We start from the raw sequence: 18569 nt of genomic DNA, 5'->3' as shown, positions 1-18569 counted from the left end.
ATTAAACCTTAGCCCTTCTGCCATGGGACGCAAAAAAGCGCGAAAACAACCCCATGCACAGTAGGCGAGGGCCGCAAGATCAAGGACTTACGCAACGGCAATGGGCGGGCGTGATCGTAGACCCGACCCGGCGCTGGAGCGCGCTATTGCCATCGCCGACTGGTTGCGATCGTGCCGCCGGCGGTCCGGAGAGATGGTGGTTTCTAATGATGTCGCGCCTCGACGGGCAAAACAGAGGCAAAATTTCCGCAAAGCATGGCATTGACCTGAGCCGAACGTTGCTGGCTTAACTCTACCGCGCAACGTGCGCCAGTGCGCCGCGGCCAATCTCGGTAAAGACATCTGCCGTCGCGGAGAACGGGCTCTCGTTTTCGCTCTCCGTATCCGCTTTCTCGGCCCGCCGGCATGGGCCGGCGTATTCAGCGGAAATGATCTCGTCTCGCTCTAGAGGCAGGCTGAATTGAAAGACCGCGCCTCGAGTTTCATTCGCGCCCGCCCATATCCGTCCCCCGTGAGCTTCGACGATCGAACGGCAAATTGATAATCCCATGCCCATGCCACTGGGCTTGGTCGTGTAGAATGGATCGAAGACGTGCTCAAGGCTCGCCGGATCCAGCCCCGGCCCCGAATCTCGCAAGCTGACGAGCACGCCATTCAGGGCATCTCTGTCAGTGCTGATCAGCAACTCACGCGGCTCCTCGCGGACGGCGCTCATCGCTTCGACGGCGTTGATGATCAAATTGAGGACGACTTGTTGCAGTTGGATCCGATCTACTCGAATGAGTGGCAAGCCGTCCGCGAGTTGCGTCCGCACCGAGACACCGTTCTTCACCACTTCGCCACGGGTCAGAGCTATGACCTCAAGGACTGCCGCGTTGATCTCCATTTCCTCTCGCCGCGGAGGCGCTTTCTTGATGAGGCCCTGGATGCGACCAATGATCTCGCCGGCTCGCAGGCCATCAGTTATTATGCAACCAAGCGTCTGTCGAACCCGATTCAGTTCTGGCGGTTGAGCATCAAGCCAGTTCAACCCGGCCTCTGCGTTGGCGACAACCGCCCCGATCGGCTGCTTCATTTCATGTGAAATCGAAGCCGTCAGTTGCCCCATTGTCGTGACGCGATTGACGTGCGCGAGCTCCATCAGCGCTTCGCGGTAGCGCCGCTCGCTTTCGCGGGCTTCCGCTTCCGCCCGCTTGCGCTCGGTCAGATCGAGCACGAACGCGACGCCTTGGTCTCGCTGTTCATCGAACGCCGCCGAGCCGATCAGCACGGGCACGCGGCTGCCGTCCTTGCGAAGGTACTCCTTCTCAAAGGGTTGCACCGCGCCAGTCCTCTTTAATTCTTCCTGGGCGCGTGCGGTGCGATCGCGCCATTCCAGCGGCGTGAGGTCCGTCCAGCGCACACGACCCGAGATAAGATCCTCGCGATCGTATCCCACCATACGCAGAAACGTATCATTGGCCTCAAGGAGCCGACCATCGAGCTCCCAGATGTAGATCCCGATGATGTTGGCGTCGACCAGACGCCGGATCTTCGTCTCACGTTCTTCGAGCTGTCTGTGCTGTGCCGCTAACCTTTGCAAATCAATCTGCACCGCGTCGCGCAACTGATGCAGGAGTCTGAGGTAGGGCTTGCTGTACTCGTTACTTTTGTTGTCGAGAACGCAAATCGTTCCGAATACCTCGCCATCGGGCCAACTGATCGGTACGCCAAGGTAGGAAATCATCCCCAGCTTGATGTCAGGGTTTGATTTCCACGCTTCATCGCGAAGGGCGTCCGGAACGAGCAGAGGTTGGCACGTTTTCATCACGGTTTCGCAATAGAGCCCGGTGTTAAGCGGTGCGAGTTCGTCCGCTTCGTAGGGGTTCCCCTTGGACTCGCTGGATACAAAAACTTTGATGTTGGGCGGCTCTACTCGCATGATCAAAGCTGAGGGGACGTGCATGATCTCGGCAAGCACATCCACGACCTCTTGCCATTTATGGATGATTTCAGAAGGTACTTGGATAGAGTTGTAGAGCAACGATTGACCTCACCGAGTGGCCCGCCGCGGACAACGCGGCCAGGATAGGCTTTCGCTTGCCATCGACGCGCCCGGCGCCATTTCGGGCGGAAGTCTCGCTCGACATGCCCGCTGGACCTGAGAGCCACTATCGCTATCAGCGCCGAGCCGAAAAGACGGGCCAAATTGCTGGACTCCGCCGTCAGGCAAGCCACTGAGAGGGACGCTGATCTTCGTCCGGGCGGCCAAGGCGCACTGAGAGCAGCTTATCACAGCCTCGACCAGGATGTCCCGCGAGAAAGGCGGTGCGAGGCTGGTTCAGCTTGAGGGCTTTGATCCTGAGCAGGTTCCAATGTTCAACGCCGAGGACCCGTCTTAAGAGGCTCGGCAAAACGGGACGCCTGTATTCCGAGGTCATCGCCCGCGACGTTCAGACGTCTGAAGTGATGTATTAGGTCGCTTTACGTTCGTTCCTTCCGATGAGGGGGTCGTCACCGCCGACATCTGCTATCTCTCGACAGCAACGCGCATCGCCAGCCCCGACGGTCAGGGCGTACCCGGCACGGAAGCGTTCCACGTACTTGGGACGGGCGCGGGAAAGACTTCGTCGCCGGCCTCGAGATCGCGCGGGCCGGCGTTGCCGCATCTCGCGAGCGCCTCGATCTGCCCCTTGGTGTCATGGCGGGCGACCTGCGGACGTCGCCCTGGATCTATCCGCGCTGCAAGGAATACGACATCCTGTTCTGCGTGGACGGACATGGCTACGTCATGAACAAGAAGACCGACGAGAGCGCCCACTTAGAAAGTCATGCAAAGCTCGCGGCCTTGCAGATCACGCCCAGGCCAGCTTCCAGAAAGGCATGCGGAGGGCGAGTACGGCAAAACCGAGATCAACATCTGGGTAGCTTTGGGCCTGACGGATGACTACCAAGAGCGCAGGATCGCGAAGGCACGGGCCTGCCATGGTAGCTTTGGGGCTACCCTTCGGGCCACACCAGAAGCCTCTGGCGTGCAGTTTTCCGGGGCTTTCTCGAAGCTGTTTTATTATGGCGGAGAGGGAGGGATTCGAACCCCCGATAGGCTTGCACCTATGCCGCATTTCGAGTGCGGTGCATTCAACCACTCTGCCACCTCTCCTGAAGGTGCCGATAAGAGGTAGGAACCCCTGTGGTCGGGGCGTGTAATAGGCGAGGATGGCCGGCCAGACAAGGCGCGAAAGGCGAAAATCCGCCGCCTGTTTCATCCCTTCCCTCTCACTCCGAAAGGAACCGCCGTGGAGCATCTGACGATCGCGGCCAATGGCGCCGATTTCCACCTGGTTCGCGCAGGACGGGGCAAACCGCTGCTTTTGCTGCATGGATGGCCGGAATTCTGGCTGACCTGGGAGCCGGTGATATCCAGGCTTTCGGACCGCTTCATGCTGATCGCGCCCGATCTGCGCGGCTTCGGCGACAGTGACAAGCCTGATGGCCCCTACGGGCCGGACGGCCATGCGGCGGACATGCTGGCACTGATGGACCGGCTCGGCATCGACCGATTCGGCATCGTGGGTCATGACGTCGGCGGCGCGGTGATGCAGCCCCTGGCCCGGCAGGCACTGGGCCGGCTCACCGGGCTGTTCTTCTTCGATTTCGTCTATCCCGGCATCGGGCCGCGCATGGCGGCGCCTGATAGGCTCAACCACATCTGGTATCAGTCCTTTCACCAGATGGAGATGGCCCCGGCGCTCGTCGGCGCCAGTCGCGAGACCTGCCGGCTCTATATCAGCCACTTCCTCAAAGGCTGGGCGCATCGCAAAGATGCTTTCGACGATGTGCTCGACGCCTTCGCCGACAACTTCCTCAAGGACGGCAATCTCGCCGGCGGCTTTGCGCATTATCGCGCCTCGCATGCCGGGCGCATCGCGATGATGAAGGGCGAGGCACCGCGCCTGCCGCCAATCAATGTGCCGACCTGCGTGCGCTGGGCCGAGCACGACCCGCTGTTTCCCTATGCCTGGACCGACCGGCTCGGTGAAACCTTCAGCGAGCTCGATCTGGCGATGTTTCCGGATGTCGGGCACTTCCCACATCGGGAAGATCCGGATCGCGCGGCCGTGGAGATCGCGGCATTCTTTCAGCGCATCGGCTGGAATTGAGGCCCGGGTCCAAAACGGGGTGGGACCGCCAGACGCGGTAAACACTGGCGGTCCCTTGCCGCTCATTGAAATACTGACCGGGAAGGGCGGCTTCGCCGGCCGAGTGAAGCGACGATTCGACCCTAGCGTGCAGCCCGCACCGCGCAACGCAATCCGCCCCTTAACCTAACCAGTCAAGGTTACTCCTTGTCAGCTTTACCTTTTTTCTTCCCGTTCTCCGTGGAATCCCGGTCTTTTCCGTTGCCGCCCTCCTTGCGGCGGTTGGTGAAGCGCGCATTGCCAAGCCCGGTGCCGATGGTGAGCACGCCCCAGCGGTCGACGTGCTGCATGAACGGCACTTCCGAAAGGCCCTGAACCACGCCGTCATTGTGCATCACGATCGTGGTGTGGTGCTCGCCGATCTGCGGAATAGCCTCGACGAGGCTCGCCGGCAGGTTGAACTTGCTGCTCTCCCAATTGCCGGGCAGATTCTGCGCGCCCTTCTCGATGGAGCCGTCCGCATCGATCACGCCGGGACAGGCGATGCCGATGAACGGCGCGAGCTTGAAGCCTTCGGCTTCGGCATCCTCGATGAGGCCTTCGAGCATCTTGACCAGACCCTTCACCGCGGCCTCGCGGCTCGGCGCATCATCGGCGTGGCGCCACAGATCGGATTTGAAGACCGAGGCCTTGGACAGATCAGGCGCCTTCTTCCAGCGCGTCTCCACGATCCCGCAACGGATGTTCGTCCCACCGATGTCGACCGCGAGGATGCTGTCATAGGCCTCGAAAATCCAGGACGGCGCGAGGTGCAGGGCTCCAATCAACCCGGCATCGTCGGGATCGAAGCGGATTGGCACCAGATCGACCTTGAAGCCTTCCGACTTGAGAATGATCTCGGCCCGGGCAATGGCGATTTCGCCGAGCCGGCTCGCGCGAAAGCCGCCGCCGACCACAATGCACTCGGTCTTGGCCCAGGCCTTGGTCTTGAGGAACCGCCGCGTGACGTAAGCGAGCTCCTGCGCGAAATCCTCGATCGCGCTGTGCACGACGGCCGTGGCCTCGGTATCGTCGCCGATCAGAACGGCATCGAGGGCCTTCTTGTTGATCTTGTCGGACGGCTCGTCGCCGAAGGGATCCTCGCCGCTCTTGCGAAGCGGTTTGCGCCACTCTTCGAGGATCTCGCGAAACGCGCCCTTGGTGGCGCGGTCGCCCAGAAATCCCTCGTCGTCCTTGATCTCGATGTTGAAGCTGTCGACGTCGACCGACGGCAGCCGGCTCGCCCCGTGCTGGGCGATGCCCGTCGTGTTGACCGGCTCGTCTGTTGCCATGATAACCCTTGCCCGCGTGTCCGATTTGCGAGGACACAACGGGGAGGGAACCCGTTGGTTGCAAGCCGGCCGCAGATTCGGCCGACACGCCGGAATGGACCCAAATCCTTCAAATCCTGACCGTTTTCGCTCGCTTTTCCTTGACTTGCGGCGTCCGGCGGCTATAAGTCCCACAGCCGGCGCGGGGCGTTTCTCGCGCCGCTTGCTTTTGCGTGGGTTTTCAAAGGGATAACTCCCGCCCGCACAAAGCTCGCATAAACCCGTAGCGACTGACAAAAAGCCGGCCCCGACAAACTGTCGCGAGGCCGGGATTGAACACGAAGGAAAAAAACGATGTTCGCAGTCATCAAAACCGGCGGCAAGCAATACCGCGTCGTGCCGGATGATGTTCTCGAAGTAGGCAAGATCGCCGGCGAAGTCGGCACGATCGTGCAGTTGAATGAAGTTCTGGTGGTCGGCGGCGACACGCCGGTCCTGGGCGTCCCGACGGTCGCAGGCGCGTCCGTTGCGGTCGAGGTGCTCGACCACAAGCGCGGACCGAAGGTCATCGCGTTCAAGAAGCGCCGCCGCAAGAACTCGCGCCGCAAGCGCGGCTACCGCGACGAGATCACGGTGCTGCGCGTCAGCGAGATCCTGACCGACGGCGCCAAGCCCACCAAGGGCCCGCGTCCGAAGAAGGAGAAGGTGGCCAAGGAGTCCGCACAGGAAGCCGCCGAATAACGAGATTTGATCACGCCAATTCACGAATTGATGCGTGAGAAATCGTGAAATGATTCCGTCAAGGAATTGATCTAGACATACGTAGGATTTCGGAGACGAGCCATGGCTCACAAAAAAGCAGGCGGTTCATCGCGTAACGGACGCGATTCCAAGGGCAAGCGCCTCGGCATCAAGGCGTTCGGCGGGGAGATCGTCACCCCCGGCAACATCATTGCGCGTCAGCGCGGCACCACCTGGCACCCCGGCCTTAATGTCGGCATGGGCACGGACCACACTTTGTTCGCCAAGGTCGAAGGTCGTGTTGCGTTCCAGGCCAAAGCCAACGGCCGCACCTTCGTATCGGTGCTCCCGATCGCAGAGGCGGCTGAATAGACGGCGGATCAAATTGGAGTCCGCCGGGTCCTGACCAAACCGGCGGAGTCCTAGAGATCATAGAGATCGAAGGCTCCAGGGGAGGCGGGAAACCGGCCTCCCCTTTTCTTTGACTTGCTCACTTTGACTTAGTGACTTTCCAGGAGCCGGACATGTTGCAGGATTTCTCGAGCGTGACCTTGCAGGAGGCGAGACCGAGCGTCGTCGCCACCGAGCGGCTGACCTTGCGGCGGCCGACACTCGCCGACGTCAGGACCATCGCCCGGCTCGCCAACGACCGCCGCATCGCAGAAAACACCCGCCGCCTGCCGCATCCCTATTCGCAGGACGACGCTGTCGAATTCATCCGTGCCACTGCCGCGCTCGGCAGCGAGACCGTGTTCCTGATCGAGCACGACAGCGGGCCGATCGGCATGGTCGGCATCGACTGCTCCACGCCGGACAATGCCGAGCTCGGCTATTGGCTCGGTGTCGAGCATTGGGGCCAGGGCTTTGCCACCGAGGCCGCACGCGGCGCGATCGACTTCTTCTTCGAGGAGTTCGAGGACGACCATCTCTATGCCGGCGCGCGCGTCACCAACCCGGCCTCGCGCAAGGTGCTGGAGAAGTGCGGCTTCCAGTGGAGCGGCGTCCAGCTGCACCGCTTCCTGGCGCTGGGATCGTCCTCGCCCGTCGATTGCTTCCGCCTGTCACGCGGCGTGTGGGCGTCGCTGAAGAGCTGGAGCAGTGCGAGGAGGATGAGGTAGGGCGGAAGCGCCGCCATAAACTCCGCGCGTCGTCCCGGACAAGCGTAAGCGCAGATCCGGGACCCATAATCACAGGCATTAGTGTGGGGCAGAGCTCCCACTCCGAGTCTTCGTCAAACCATCCCGGATCAGCGCTCCGCCCTGGACAACGCTGCGCGTTGCCAAGAGCTGCGCTTGTCCGGGACGACAGCGAAATTGTTCGGCTGCATTCAGGCGGGCGGATTCACCTCCGCGGCTTCGCGCCCCAGGTCGCGCTCGCGCAGATAGATGTAGAACCCGGCGCCGATGATGATGGCGGCGCCGACGATGGTGGCGACTTCGGGCACATCCCCGAACACGACGAAGCCGAAGATCACGGCCCAGACGATCATCGAATATTGGTAGGGCACCACGACGCTGGCCGGCGCCAGCTTCAGCGAGCGGTTGACGCAGAACAGCGCGGTGACCGAGACGCATCCCGCCAGCGCAAAGATCACGAGGCTGCCCGATGTCGGCGGCACCCAGTGAAATGCCGAGAGCACGGCACCCAGCGAAAACGTGCCGATGAATTGCGAGGACGCCATCACGATGTCAGGCGTCTTGCGCAGGCTGCGCGTGATCAGCATCAGCGTTGCGAAGGAGAGACTGCCGCCGAGCGCGATCAGCGCCGGCAGGCTGACGGTCTGCGCCGAAGGCCGCAGCGCGATCAAGACGCCGCAGAAGCCGATCAGGATGGCGGTCCAGCGCCGCCAGCCGACCTTCTCGCCCAGAAAGATCGCCGACATCGCGGTGACGAAGATCGGACCGGCGAGATAATAGGTGATGACGTCGGCGAGCGGCAGATAGACGGTCGCGAGAAAGAAGGCAGCCACCTCCAGCGTCGACAGCACGACGCGAAACAGCTGCAGGCGCGGCCGCTCCAGCTGCAGGAAGTGGTGACGTTGCCGCCAGATCAGCGGCGACAGCAAGAGCAGCGCCGCGCAGGCGCGCAGGAACAAGAGCTGCCCCACCGAATAGGTGCCGACCAGGAACTTGCCCATGGCGTCGCCGAACGAGAACATGAAGATCGACAGCACCATCAAGGCGATGCCGGCCAGCCGCGCCGAGCGGTCGTCATAGGCGGAGAGATTCTTGAAGAAGGGCATTGCTGTCGTTTGTGGAACACCCGTCATTGCGAGGAGCTCTTGCGACGAAGCAATCCAGACTGTTTCCAGGGAGGCAGTCTGGATTGCTTCGCTTCGCTCGCAATGACGAGCAGAGAGAGCGTCGAAAGCCGGCGACCGGAGTCGCCTGTGGTCGTTGTAATGACGTAGGCGCGCTGGACAAGCCCACTTCCGCCGAATTGAACGGATTGTCGCACTCTTCGCATCGCGGTAGCGATAGGACTTTCACCGACGAAAGGGCGCGGCATGACCGACTTCGATCCCTCCCAGCATCGCATGATCCCGACGCAACGCTGGTTTGAGGATTTCGCCCTCGGCGAACGTTTCGTGCTGCCAAGCCGCACCCAGACCTCCGCCGTGTTCGCGGCGTTCCAGACCGCGAGCGGCGACACTCATCCGGTGCATTATGACGTGGAATATTGCCGCGCCCGCGGCATGCCGCATCTGCTCGCCCACGGCTTCCAGACCTTGATCCACACCGCGCCCGGTGCCGGCCTGTTTCCGTTCATGGTCGAGGAATCCCTAGTCGGCTTCCTCGAACAATCAAGCCGGTTTCTCAAGCCCGTGTTCGCCGACGATACCATCTATCCTGCGCTCGAAGTCACCGAGCTCGTGCCGGGTCGCACGACCGGCGTCGTCACGCTCAAAAGCACCGTGTTCAACCAGCGCAAGGAGCTGGTGCTGGAGGGCACACAGAAATTCCTGATCCGGCGCCGGCCGGCAGGTTAAGCACGCCCCAAAATCGCGGAATTTCCGCCGATGAACGGGTCAATTCGGGTTGCCGCGCGGGACCGGCTGGCCTACCTATGGCCCATGAAATTCCTCGACGAAGCAAAGGTCTATATCCGCTCCGGTGACGGCGGGAACGGCTGCGTGGCGTTCCGCCGCGAGAAGTTCATCGAGTTTGGCGGCCCCTCCGGCGGCAATGGCGGCCGCGGCGGCAATGTCATCATCGAGGTCGCCGACGGCCTCAACACGCTGATCGACTACCGCTACCAGCAGCATTTCAAGGCCCAGAAGGGCGAGAACGGCATGGGCTCGGACCGCCACGGCGCCAATGGCAAGAACATCGTGCTGAAGGTCCCCGTCGGGACGCAGATCTTCGACGAGGACCGCGAGACGCTGATCCACGACTTCACCAAGGTCGGCGAAAAATTCGTGCTGGCCGAGGGCGGCAATGGCGGCTTCGGCAATGCGCATTTCAAATCGTCGACCAACCGCGCGCCGCGCAACGCCAATCCCGGCCAAGTGGGTGAAGAGCGCTGGATCTGGCTGCGGCTGAAATTGATCGCGGATGCGGGCGTCGTCGGCCTGCCCAATGCCGGCAAGTCGACCTTCCTCTCCAAGGTCAGCGCGGCAAAGCCGAAGATCGCCGACTATCCCTTCACCACGCTGCATCCGCAGCTCGGCGTCGTGAATGCCGACGGCCGCGAATTCGTGCTGGCGGACATTCCGGGTCTCATCGAAGGCGCGCATGAAGGCGCCGGCCTCGGCGACCGCTTCCTCGGCCATGTCGAACGTTGCCGCGTGCTGCTGCATCTCGTCGATGCCACGAGCGCGCACGCCGGCAAGGCCTACAAGACGGTGCGGACGGAGCTGGAGGCCTATGGCGGCCAGCTCACCGACAAGATCGAGATCGTCGCGCTGAACAAGATCGACGCGGTCGAGCCGGACGAATTGAAGAAGCAGAAGGATCGGCTGAAGCGCGCCGCCAAGAAGACGCCACTGCTGCTGTCCGGCGCGACCGGCCAGGGCGTCAAGGAAGCCCTGCGCGCGCTGGCCGACGTGATCGGCGAGAGCCCGGTCTCCGCCAAGGCCAAGAGCGCCGCCGAAGCGGAGCCGTGGTCGGCTTAGTTGTCGTCCCGGCGAAAGCCGGGACCCATACCGCGTGATCTATCGGTTGCGGACGGTGCAGTACCGGACAACAAGTCTTCGCCAAACCACTCCCTGGGGTTATGGGTCCCGGCTTTCGCCGGGACGACACGGAATATGTGGCTGCACGCACGCGCATCACTGGCAGGTTGTCATCGACGCTCCAATATCGCAGCATCAAACAATCAAGAAACAACAGGGATGACGCATGGCGCGCGCGAAGAACGTTCTCTGGATCATGTGCGACCAGCTTCGCTATGATTATCTCGGCTGCACCGGCCATCCCACGTTGAAGACACCCAACATCGACGCCATGGCCAAGCGTGGCGTGCTCTTCAGCAAGGCCTACGTGCAGTCGCCGATCTGCGGTCCGTCGCGGATGTCGTTCTACACCGGGCGCTACATGCGCTCGCACGGCTCGCACTGGAACGGCTGGCCGCTGCGTGTCGGCGAGCCCACGCTCGGCGATCACCTGGGCAAGATCGGCGTGCGCAACGTGCTGGTCGGCAAGACCCATATGGCGCCCGACCTCGAGGGCATGAAGGCGCTCGGCATCCCCCCGGAATCGATCATCGGCGTGCATGTCGCCGAATGCGGCTTCGAGCCCTATGAACGCGACGACGGCCTGCATCCGACCGGTCGGCCGCGACCGAAATACGACGAATATCTGCGCCAGCAGGGATTCGAGGCCACCAATCCCTGGGAGCATTGGGCCAATTCCGGCGCGGCGGACGACGGTAGCTTGCAGAACGGCTGGCTGCTGGTGCACGCCGACAAGGCCGCGCGCGTGCCGGACGAGCACTCCGAGACGCCCTACATGACGCGGCGTGCGATGGACTTCATCAGCGAGGCCGAGACCGATGGCCGGCCGTGGTGCCTGCATCTGTCCTACATCAAGCCGCACTGGCCCTATATCGCGCCCGAGCCCTATGCGAGCATGTATTCGACTGATGACATGATCCCGGTGATCCGCTCCGAGCGCGAGCGCCAGAATCCGCATCCGGTGTTCGGCGCCTATATGGACATGCGCTACTCCCGCAACATGGCGCGCGATGATGCCCGCGAGAAGGTGGTCCCGACCTATATGGGCCTGATCACCCAGATCGACGACCAAATGGGCGTGCTGATGAAGTTTCTGGAGGAACGCGACCTCTTGGAAACAACCATGATCGTGTTCACCTCCGATCACGGCGACTATCTCGGTGATCACTGGATGGGCGAGAAGGACCTGTTCCACGAGCAGTCGGCCAAGATTCCACTGATCATCATCGACCCGTCGCAAGAAGCTGACGCCACGCGCGGCACGCGCAGCGACGCGCTGGTGGAGGCGATCGATCTTGCACCGACCTTCGTCGATTATTTCGGCGGCAAGGTGCCGGGCCACATCCTCGAAGGACGTTCACTGCTGCCGCTGCTGCGTGGCCCGACGCCACCCGATTGGCGCACGGTGGCGTTCTCCGAATACGACTACGCCATGCAGGATGTGCGGCTGAAGCTGAACCAGCCAATCGAACGCTGCCGCCTGTTCATGGTGTTCGACGGCCGCTGGAAATACATCCATGCCTCCGGCTTCCGCCCGATGCTGTATGACCTCGAAACTGATCCGGACGAATATTTGGATCGCGGCGACGATCCTGATTGCGCCGGCATCATCGCGCGGTTGCAAGCCGAGCTATTCGACTGGGCGCTGCATCCGAACGACCACATCACCACCCCGCGCGAGAAGATCGCGGCCTATGCGGACAACCAGCTGCAGGTGAAGGGTGGCATTCTGATCGGCGTCTGGGATGAGGCCGAGCTTGCCGCGATCAAGGACGGCATCGCCCAGCGCGCGAAGATGTAGCCCCTCATGGTGAGGAGGCGCGGCAGCGCCGTCTCAAACCATGCAGGCCCCGCTGCAGCAGCCGGGCCCTTCATCCTTCGAGACGCTTGCTTCGCAAGCTCCTCAGGATGAGGGGATAGAGAGCGCGCTGCTCTCTCAACTCGTCATGCCCGGGCTTGACCCGGGCATCCACGTCTTACGACAATCGCGGATGCACGTGGATGGCCGGGTCAAGCCCGGCCATGACGGTGGTGCGCGGCGCGTGCACCATTCACTCAGTTCTCGATCTTGTATCCCGTCGCCTTCACGATCGGTTGCCACAACGCGATGTTCGCTGCGAGCTCCTTCGTCAATCCTTCCGGCGTGGACCCGACCGGAATGAGCCCGATCGCGGTGAGCTTCTCCTTCACCTCGGGCTTGGCCAGCGCGGCACTTGCGGCGGCGCCGAGCTTGCTGGCGAACTCCGGCGGGCTGCCGGCCGGAAGCCACATGCCGTACCAGGCGTCCGCGACGAGATCGATGCCGCTCTCCTTCAGCGTCGGAACGTCTGGCGCAAACGGCGATCGTTCCGTGCTCGCGACCGCGATGATCTTCACGCCCTTGGCGCGATGTTGCGGCAGAGCGTCGGCCAATGTCGTGATGCCGAACGAGATGTGGCCGCCGACGATGTCGTTGAGGATGGGCGCGCTGCCGCGATAGGGCACGCGGGTCAGGGGAATGCCGAGGTCCTTCTCGAGCTTGGAGCCCATGAAATGCGGGATGGTGCCGTTGCTCGGCACCCCGAACGAGGTCTTGTCCGGATGCGCCTTGAGCCAGGCCACGAAGCTCTTGAAATCAGTGGCCTCGACCGCCGGGTTGATCACCAGCGCAAATTCGAACCGCGCCAGCAGCGACACCGGCATGAAGTCCTTGGCCGTATCGAAGCTCGGTGTCGTCTCGACCATCGGCAGCAGATACATGGTCGGCCCCGTCGTCACCAGCACCATGCTGCCGTCGGGGCTTGCGCCCTTCACCGCCTTGATGCCGATCAGGCCGTCGCCGCCGGTGCGGTTCTCGACCACGATGGTCCGTTGCAACGCTGGCGCCATCTCCTGCGCGATCAGCCGGCACAGCGTGTCGCCGCCAGCTCCCGCTGCGAACGGAAAGATGACCTTTGTGAGCCCGGCCTGCGCTTGCGCCCCACCCGCCTGCGCCAGCAGCGGCAGCCCCAAGCATCCGGCCATGAATTTGCGGCGATCCATTCGTTTCCTCTTTCAGCCCATTTTGGTTGGCGGCAATTAGAGCCAGGCGGACGCCCGAGACAAGGCCGAGATGCGCCGTTTACCATGCCGGCTGCCTTGCGCCGGTCACCGTCCTGCTGCAAAAGCAGGGCTCATCGGCGCCGCCTCTCGCTCCGCCGTTTCCCGAGCAATTCGCATTCAGCGCCAGTACACATACACATGGCCAGCCCCGAACTCAGTCAATTCCGCCGTATCGTCGTCAAGGTCGGCTCCGCGCTGCTGGTCGATTCCGACAGGGGCGAGGTGCGGGCGTCCTGGCTGGCTGCGCTGGCGGACGACATGGCAAAACTGCACCGCGAAGGCCGCGACGTGCTGGTCGTCTCCTCGGGCTCGATCGCGCTCGGCCGCAGCCGCCTCAAATTGCCGCGCGGTCCGCTGAAGCTCGAGGAGAGCCAGGCCGCCGCCGCCGTCGGCCAGATCGCGCTGGCGCGGATTTGGTCGGAGGTGCTCGGGGCGCACGATATCGGCGCCGGCCAGATCCTGGTGACGCTCCAGGACACCGAAGAGCGCCGCCGCTACCTCAATGCGCGTTCCACCATCGGCAAGTTGCTGGAGTGGCGCGCGATTCCCGTGATCAACGAGAACGACACGGTCGCCACCAACGAAATCCGCTACGGCGACAATGACCGCCTTGCCGCGCGCGTCGCCACCATGGCGAGCGCCGATCTCTTGGTGCTGCTCTCCGACATTGACGGCCTCTACGACGCCCCGCCCAAGAACAACCCGAACGCAAAGCTGATTCCGGTGGTCGAGAGCATCTCCTCGGAGATCGAGGGGGTGGCGGGAGATGCCGAGTCCGAGCTGTCGCGCGGCGGCATGCGCACGAAGGTCGAGGCAGCCAAGATCGCCACGACAGGCGGCACGCATATGCTGATCGCCTCCGGCAAGATCGAACATCCGTTGCAGGCGATCGCCGATGGCGGCCGCTGCACCTGGTTCCTGACGCCGGCCAATCCCATCACCTCGCGAAAACGCTGGATCGCCGGCACGCTGGAGCCGAAGGGCACGCTGACCATCGATGCCGGCGCCGTGACCGCGCTGCGCGCCGGCGCCAGCCTGCTGCCGGCCGGCGTGATCAAGGTGGAAGGACAGTTCGCCCGCGGTGATGCCGTGATCGTGCGCGGTCCCGACGCCAGCGAGGTCGGGCGCGGCCTGATCGCCTATGACGCCGAGGTCGCCGAGCGGATCAAGGGCCGCTCCTCCCCGGACGTGATGGCCATCCTCGGCATCAGCGGGCGGTCGGAGATGATCCACCGCGACGACCTGGTGGTGGGCGGGTAGTACGAGCCGACGCGCGCTATTGCATGTCGTCGGCGTTGATATCCTGCCGGCCGTGCATGACACGGACGATCTCGACGCCGTCAGCAATTGGGACGTAGAAGATCACGTAGTTGCCGACGGGGAAGCTCCGCAACTCCGCGCGCAATTCGCTTCGTTCGCGACCGGCAAAGGCCGTCTCGGCCAGCATGTCGAATGTTGCTTCGATACGGACGAGCAGCGCGTCGGCGGCTCGAAGATTATCTTTGGCGATATAGTCCCAGATCGCGGTGAGGTCGATCTCAGTTTGTGGGCTCTTGAATGGCCTATTTGCCATTCTTGGCCGCCAGACGTTTTCGGCCCTCTGACTTGATCCGCTCGAACATATCGCCGACCTCCTCCATCGGCCCGCTGTCAAAGCCCTTCTGGATCTCAGCCCGCAGCGCTTCCAGCTTGACCTTGCGCCGCTCCTCGCGCTCCTCGACGAGGCGAAGACCTTCGCGCATCACCTCACTCGCGGTGGCGTAGCGGCCGCTCTCGACCAGATGGTCGATCAGGTCCTCGAAATGCTTGCCAATGCTGTAGCTGCTCGCCATGGGAGCCTCCGATATCAAGTAATGATATTTATTGATAACTCGGCAACGCGCAAGAATTCGTGCGGCCTTCTCCTCAACCAGGCCAACGGCCGACGTGGCGGCGCCACCCGAGCCCCTGCCATACCTTCCCGCCCTTCGCAGAGGCGGGATTTCCGTGCTAGGACACCGCCTTAGCAGAAGGTTGACCCCATGGCCGCCCCCCTCAAAGCCGTCGACGGCAATGCCGATCTCCAGGCGCTGATGTCCGATCTCGCCGTCAAGGCCCGCGCCGCCGCGCGGGTGCTGGCGCTGGCGCCGCCGGAGCAAAAGAACCAGGCGCTGGAAGCCATGGAGCGGGCGATCCGCGGCAACGCGGCGGCGATCCTCGCCGCCAATGCCGAGGACGTCGCGGAAGCCCGCGCTTCCGGCAATGCGACCTCCGCCTTCATCGACCGCCTGACGCTGACGCCGGCGCGCGTCGAAGGGATGGCCGAGGGCATCGGCATCGTGCGCGGCATTGCCGATCCGATCGGTGTGGTCACCGAGAGCTGGCAGCGGCCCAACGGCATGACCATCGAGCGCGTGCGCGTGCCGCTCGGCGTCGTCGGCGTGATTTTTGAGAGCCGGCCGAATGTTGCGGCCGACGCCGGCGTGCTGTGCCTGAAGTCGGGCAATGCTGTGATCCTGCGCGGCGGTTCCGACAGTTTTCGTTCCTGCCGCGCCATCCATGAGTGCCTGGTGCAGGGCCTGCGCGAAGCGGGCCTCCCCGAGGCCGCGATCACGCTGGTGCCGACGCGCGACCGCGCGGCGGTCGGCATGATGCTATCAGGGTTGAACGGCGCCATCGACGTGATCGTGCCGCGCGGCGGCAAGAGCCTCGTCGCGCGCGTCGAGCAGGAAGCGCGCGTGCCGGTGTTCGCGCATCTCGAAGGCGTCAACCACGTCTATGTCGACGGCAGCGCCGACCTCGCCATGGCGAAGTCGATCGTGCTCAACGCCAAGATGCGCCGCACCGGTGTCTGCGGCGCCGCCGAGACGCTGCTGGTGGATCGCGCGGGAGCCGCAAGGAGCCTGAAGCCGCTGGTCGAGATGCTGATCGAGGCCGGCTGCGAAGTGCGCGGCGACGATGCCGTGCAGAAGACCGATGCACGCGTAAAGCCTGCCAGCGAAGACGATTGGGACACCGAATATCTCGATGCGATCATCGCAGCGAAAGTAGTCGACGGCGTCGACGGCGCCATCGCGCACATCCAGAACCACGGCTCGCATCACACCGACGCCATCGTGAGCGCGGATGAGACCGCCGCAAACAAATTCCTGAGCGAGGTCGATTCCGCAATCGTGCTGCACAACGCTTCGACGCAGTTTGCCGATGGCGGCGAGTTCGGCTTCGGCGCCGAGATCGGCATCGCCACCGGCCGCTTCCATGCCCGCGGCCCTGTCGGCGCCGAACAGTTGACGAGCTTCAAATATCGCGTTCGCGGCACCGGGCAGACGCGGCCGTAAGCAACGTCGCGGGGCGGGTATTGAGCAACACATTCGTCGTGCCGCACTTCGTGGCGCAAGCGGTCCCGCCCCATACGGAGGGCATGCGCATCGGCCTGCTCGGCGGTTCGTTCAACCCGCCGCATCAGGCCCATCGCGCCATCAGCCAATTCGCGCTGAAGCGATTGCAGCTCGATCGCGTCTGGTGGCTGGTGACCCCGGGCAATCCGCTCAAGGAGAACGGCGCATTGCAAGAGCTCGGCGCGCGCATGCAGGCGGCGCGCGCGGTCGCCAACGATCCCAGGATCGAGGTGAGCTGTCTCGAATCCGTCATTCGTACCCGCTATACTATCGACACGATCAACATCTTGCGCCGCCGCTTCTCTGGCTTGCGCTTTGTCTGGATTATGGGCGCCGACAATCTCGCTCAATTCCACCGTTGGCAGGACTGGCGGCGCATCGCCGCCCAGGTGCCGATGGCAGTCATCGATCGCCCGCCGCAGAGTTTTCGCGCCCTCGCCTCGCCCGCAGGACAAGCGCTATCGCGCTACCGCCTGCCCGAGGACAAGGCCGCGCGCCTTGCGGACCAGCCGGCGCCGGCCTGGGTGTTTTTGACCGGATTGAAGCTGAATCTCTCCTCGACGGGCCTGCGGAACCCGGACGGGAGCTGGAAAGGTACGAAGTGAGAAAGGTACGAAGTGAGTCGGAGTGTGTGGATTTGGGGCTCTCTGGCATATTGAAAGCCTTAACCCCACATGATGTAGTGTAACCGGTGAGCGTCGGATTCGGCGTTCGCGATACAGTGAAAGGAATGGTCCCTGGCCACATCTGTATTGTCCAAGTCTGTTTTACCCAAGGTTGCTAAGCCTACGCGTAAAACATCGACCAAAGCTGCGGCCTTGAAGGCGCAACCCGACGCCGACAAGACGCTGAGCCTGATCCTCTCCCGCCTCGAGGATATGAAGGCGGAAGAGACGGTCACCATCGACCTTCGCGGCAAATCGACGTACTCCGACTACATGATCGTCACCACCGGCCGGGTGAACCGGCACGTCGGCGCGATCGCGGACAACGTCACGAAGGGCCTCAAGGAAAACGGCATCAGGAACATCCATGTCGAGGGCTTGCCCAATTGCGACTGGGTGCTGATCGATTCCGGCGATGTGATCGTGCACGTGTTCAGACCCGAGGTCCGCGAGTTCTACAATCTCGAGCGATTGTACACGCAGGGCCCAGGGGCGGCGAAGGCGATCTAGGCTCACTGAGCCGATTTCGAATCGGCTGACGCGCATGGTAGCGTCGTGCGCGCGCCTGATGCGCGCGACCCTGAAACACGACGCTGAAGCCATCATGCGTGTTGCTATCATTGCCGTGGGCCGGCTGAAGCAGGGCCCCGAACGGGAGCTTGCCGACCGCTATTTCGAGCGGTTCGACGAGGCCGGCCGCAAGCTCGGATTCCGCGAGCTCACCGTCCACGAAATCCCGGAAAGCCGCGCGCGCGACACCGCGACGCGGATGGCCGAAGAAGCCGCGGCGATAAGCGCGCATATTCCGGAAAAGTCGATCCTGGTGGCGCTGGACGAGCGCGGCCAGAACCTGGATTCCACCGTATTCGCACGGCATCTCGGGCGCTGGCGCGACGAGGGTGCCGGACATACTATCTTCGTGATCGGAGGGGCGGACGGACTTTCGCCCGAATTGCGCCGTAAGGCCAAGCTCGCGATCGCGTTCGGCTCTGCGACCTGGCCGCACCAAATGGTCCGCATCATGCTTCTGGAACAGCTTTATCGGGCCGCCACCATTCTGGCCGGCCACCCCTATCACCGCGCGTGATGCGCGCCACAACGAG

Annotated in this window: 19 protein-coding genes and 1 tRNA gene; 12 read left to right on the top strand and 8 right to left on the bottom strand. The window is 63.1% G+C overall.

All coding sequences use genetic code 11. The annotated features are described in order from the left end of the window. Positions 1-292 precede the first annotated feature (292 nt). The 3 genes from CWO91_RS22425 to CWO91_RS22415 form a co-directional block, all read right to left on the bottom strand. On the bottom strand, positions 293-2023 hold the full coding sequence (locus tag CWO91_RS22425) for a GAF domain-containing sensor histidine kinase (RefSeq protein ID WP_433995571.1): 1731 nt from the start codon (positions 2021-2023) through the stop codon (positions 293-295). Positions 2024-2548: 525 nt separating this feature from the next. Beyond that, positions 2549-2761 carry a hypothetical protein gene (locus CWO91_RS22420; protein ID WP_130216338.1) on the bottom strand — a complete coding sequence of 71 codons (213 nt, stop codon included), beginning with the start codon at positions 2759-2761 and terminating at the stop codon, positions 2549-2551. A gap of 288 nt (positions 2762-3049) precedes the next feature. Further along, a tRNA-Ser gene (locus CWO91_RS22415) sits at positions 3050-3139 on the bottom strand. A 136-nt stretch (positions 3140-3275) separates the two neighbouring features. Here CWO91_RS22415 and CWO91_RS22410 point away from each other — a divergent pair. Further along, on the top strand, positions 3276-4139 hold the full coding sequence (locus CWO91_RS22410; protein WP_130216336.1) for an alpha/beta fold hydrolase: 864 nt from the start codon (positions 3276-3278) through the stop codon (positions 4137-4139). A gap of 179 nt (positions 4140-4318) precedes the next feature. Here CWO91_RS22410 and CWO91_RS22405 read toward each other — a convergent pair whose 3' ends face one another. Beyond that, complete coding sequence (locus CWO91_RS22405; RefSeq protein ID WP_130216334.1) at positions 4319-5449, bottom strand: ROK family protein; 1131 nt, start codon at positions 5447-5449, stop codon at positions 4319-4321. 333 nt (positions 5450-5782) lie between these two features. Here CWO91_RS22405 and rplU point away from each other — a divergent pair, with 333 nt between their 5' ends. From rplU to CWO91_RS22390, 3 genes are all read left to right on the top strand, one after another. Then, on the top strand, positions 5783-6169 hold the full coding sequence (gene rplU, locus CWO91_RS22400) for a 50S ribosomal protein L21 (RefSeq protein WP_130216332.1): 387 nt from the start codon (positions 5783-5785) through the stop codon (positions 6167-6169). A 102-nt stretch (positions 6170-6271) separates the two neighbouring features. Continuing rightward, positions 6272-6541 carry a 50S ribosomal protein L27 gene (gene rpmA / locus CWO91_RS22395; protein WP_018643862.1) on the top strand — a complete coding sequence of 90 codons (270 nt, stop codon included), beginning with the start codon at positions 6272-6274 and terminating at the stop codon, positions 6539-6541. Positions 6542-6693: 152 nt separating this feature from the next. Beyond that, positions 6694-7287, top strand: coding sequence for a GNAT family N-acetyltransferase (locus tag CWO91_RS22390; protein WP_165405630.1), 594 nt, complete (start codon positions 6694-6696; stop codon positions 7285-7287). Positions 7288-7496: 209 nt separating this feature from the next. Here the strand turns inward: CWO91_RS22390 and CWO91_RS22385 are convergent, their stop codons facing one another. Beyond that, a complete protein-coding gene (locus CWO91_RS22385) occupies positions 7497-8411 on the bottom strand; it encodes a DMT family transporter (RefSeq protein ID WP_130216328.1) in 915 nt (304 codons plus the stop codon). A gap of 264 nt (positions 8412-8675) precedes the next feature. Here CWO91_RS22385 and CWO91_RS22380 point away from each other — a divergent pair, with 264 nt between their 5' ends. The 3 genes from CWO91_RS22380 to CWO91_RS22365 all read left to right on the top strand — a co-directional run bounded on the left by CWO91_RS22380 (position 8676) and on the right by CWO91_RS22365 (position 12144). Further along, positions 8676-9158 (top strand): MaoC family dehydratase, encoded by a 483-nt coding sequence (locus CWO91_RS22380; RefSeq protein WP_130216326.1) that lies wholly within the window; start codon positions 8676-8678, stop codon positions 9156-9158. An 84-nt stretch (positions 9159-9242) separates the two neighbouring features. Then, complete coding sequence (gene obgE, locus CWO91_RS22375; RefSeq protein ID WP_130216360.1) at positions 9243-10283, top strand: GTPase ObgE; 1041 nt, start codon at positions 9243-9245, stop codon at positions 10281-10283. 226 nt (positions 10284-10509) lie between these two features. Then, positions 10510-12144: an alkaline phosphatase family protein gene (locus CWO91_RS22365; RefSeq protein WP_130216324.1), complete on the top strand. Its 1635-nt coding sequence runs from the start codon at positions 10510-10512 to the stop codon at positions 12142-12144. 254 nt (positions 12145-12398) lie between these two features. On the opposite strand, the gene CWO91_RS22355 is transcribed toward CWO91_RS22365, so the two are convergent. Beyond that, entirely contained in the window at positions 12399-13364 is a 966-nt protein-coding gene (locus tag CWO91_RS22355; RefSeq protein WP_130216320.1) for a Bug family tripartite tricarboxylate transporter substrate binding protein, read from the bottom strand. A gap of 198 nt (positions 13365-13562) precedes the next feature. Here CWO91_RS22355 and proB point away from each other — a divergent pair, with 198 nt between their 5' ends. After that, positions 13563-14684, top strand: a complete 1122-nt coding sequence (proB, locus tag CWO91_RS22350; RefSeq protein ID WP_091893138.1) for a glutamate 5-kinase — start codon at positions 13563-13565, stop codon at positions 14682-14684. A gap of 16 nt (positions 14685-14700) precedes the next feature. Here the strand turns inward: proB and CWO91_RS22345 are convergent, their stop codons facing one another. Both CWO91_RS22345 and CWO91_RS22340 read right to left on the bottom strand, forming a co-directional pair. Then, positions 14701-14997 carry a type II toxin-antitoxin system RelE/ParE family toxin gene (locus CWO91_RS22345; protein WP_130216319.1) on the bottom strand — a complete coding sequence of 99 codons (297 nt, stop codon included), beginning with the start codon at positions 14995-14997 and terminating at the stop codon, positions 14701-14703. Beyond that, on the bottom strand, positions 14987-15256 hold the full coding sequence (locus tag CWO91_RS22340) for a type II toxin-antitoxin system ParD family antitoxin (protein WP_130216317.1): 270 nt from the start codon (positions 15254-15256) through the stop codon (positions 14987-14989). The genes CWO91_RS22345 and CWO91_RS22340 overlap by 11 nt, the downstream gene beginning before the upstream one ends. A gap of 189 nt (positions 15257-15445) precedes the next feature. Between CWO91_RS22340 and CWO91_RS22335 the strand changes: the two genes are divergently transcribed. The 4 genes from CWO91_RS22335 to rlmH all read left to right on the top strand — a co-directional run bounded on the left by CWO91_RS22335 (position 15446) and on the right by rlmH (position 18553). Continuing rightward, positions 15446-16741 (top strand): glutamate-5-semialdehyde dehydrogenase, encoded by a 1296-nt coding sequence (locus tag CWO91_RS22335; protein WP_130216315.1) that lies wholly within the window; start codon positions 15446-15448, stop codon positions 16739-16741. A 20-nt stretch (positions 16742-16761) separates the two neighbouring features. Continuing rightward, positions 16762-17406, top strand: coding sequence for a nicotinate-nucleotide adenylyltransferase (locus CWO91_RS22330; protein ID WP_165405629.1), 645 nt, complete (start codon positions 16762-16764; stop codon positions 17404-17406). 213 nt (positions 17407-17619) lie between these two features. Beyond that, positions 17620-17976 carry a ribosome silencing factor gene (gene rsfS, locus CWO91_RS22325; protein ID WP_091893134.1) on the top strand — a complete coding sequence of 119 codons (357 nt, stop codon included), beginning with the start codon at positions 17620-17622 and terminating at the stop codon, positions 17974-17976. A gap of 94 nt (positions 17977-18070) precedes the next feature. Next, positions 18071-18553, top strand: coding sequence for a 23S rRNA (pseudouridine(1915)-N(3))-methyltransferase RlmH (gene rlmH / locus CWO91_RS22320; protein WP_130216313.1), 483 nt, complete (start codon positions 18071-18073; stop codon positions 18551-18553). Positions 18554-18569: the final 16 nt, after the last annotated feature.

It is taken from the genome of Bradyrhizobium genosp. SA-3, assembly GCF_004212635.1.
Lineage (GTDB): Bacteria > Pseudomonadota > Alphaproteobacteria > Rhizobiales > Xanthobacteraceae > Bradyrhizobium.
Note: the sequence above shows the minus strand (reverse complement) of the source record. Positions and strands in the feature narration are given on the sequence as shown.

Bases quoted from the DNA above. Each gene is read 5' to 3' on its own strand.
- CWO91_RS22420 (WP_130216338.1), bottom strand. From the start codon at position 2,761: ATGTCCGTCCACGCAGAACAGGATGTCGTATTCCTTGCAGCGCGGATA.
- CWO91_RS22405 (WP_130216334.1), bottom strand. From the start codon at position 5,449: ATGGCAACAGACGAGCCGGTCAACACGACGGGCATCGCCCAGCACGGG.
- rplU (WP_130216332.1), top strand. From the start codon at position 5,783: ATGTTCGCAGTCATCAAAACCGGCGGCAAGCAATACCGCGTCGTGCCG.
- rpmA (WP_018643862.1), top strand. From the start codon at position 6,272: ATGGCTCACAAAAAAGCAGGCGGTTCATCGCGTAACGGACGCGATTCC.
- CWO91_RS22390 (WP_165405630.1), top strand. From the start codon at position 6,694: ATGTTGCAGGATTTCTCGAGCGTGACCTTGCAGGAGGCGAGACCGAGC.
- CWO91_RS22385 (WP_130216328.1), bottom strand. From the start codon at position 8,411: ATGCCCTTCTTCAAGAATCTCTCCGCCTATGACGACCGCTCGGCGCGG.
- CWO91_RS22380 (WP_130216326.1), top strand. From the start codon at position 8,676: ATGACCGACTTCGATCCCTCCCAGCATCGCATGATCCCGACGCAACGC.
- obgE (WP_130216360.1), top strand. From the start codon at position 9,243: ATGAAATTCCTCGACGAAGCAAAGGTCTATATCCGCTCCGGTGACGGC.
- CWO91_RS22365 (WP_130216324.1), top strand. From the start codon at position 10,510: ATGGCGCGCGCGAAGAACGTTCTCTGGATCATGTGCGACCAGCTTCGC.
- CWO91_RS22355 (WP_130216320.1), bottom strand. From the start codon at position 13,364: ATGGATCGCCGCAAATTCATGGCCGGATGCTTGGGGCTGCCGCTGCTG.
- proB (WP_091893138.1), top strand. From the start codon at position 13,563: ATGGCCAGCCCCGAACTCAGTCAATTCCGCCGTATCGTCGTCAAGGTC.
- CWO91_RS22345 (WP_130216319.1), bottom strand. From the start codon at position 14,997: ATGGCAAATAGGCCATTCAAGAGCCCACAAACTGAGATCGACCTCACC.
- CWO91_RS22340 (WP_130216317.1), bottom strand. From the start codon at position 15,256: ATGGCGAGCAGCTACAGCATTGGCAAGCATTTCGAGGACCTGATCGAC.
- CWO91_RS22335 (WP_130216315.1), top strand. From the start codon at position 15,446: ATGGCCGCCCCCCTCAAAGCCGTCGACGGCAATGCCGATCTCCAGGCG.
- rlmH (WP_130216313.1), top strand. From the start codon at position 18,071: ATGCGTGTTGCTATCATTGCCGTGGGCCGGCTGAAGCAGGGCCCCGAA.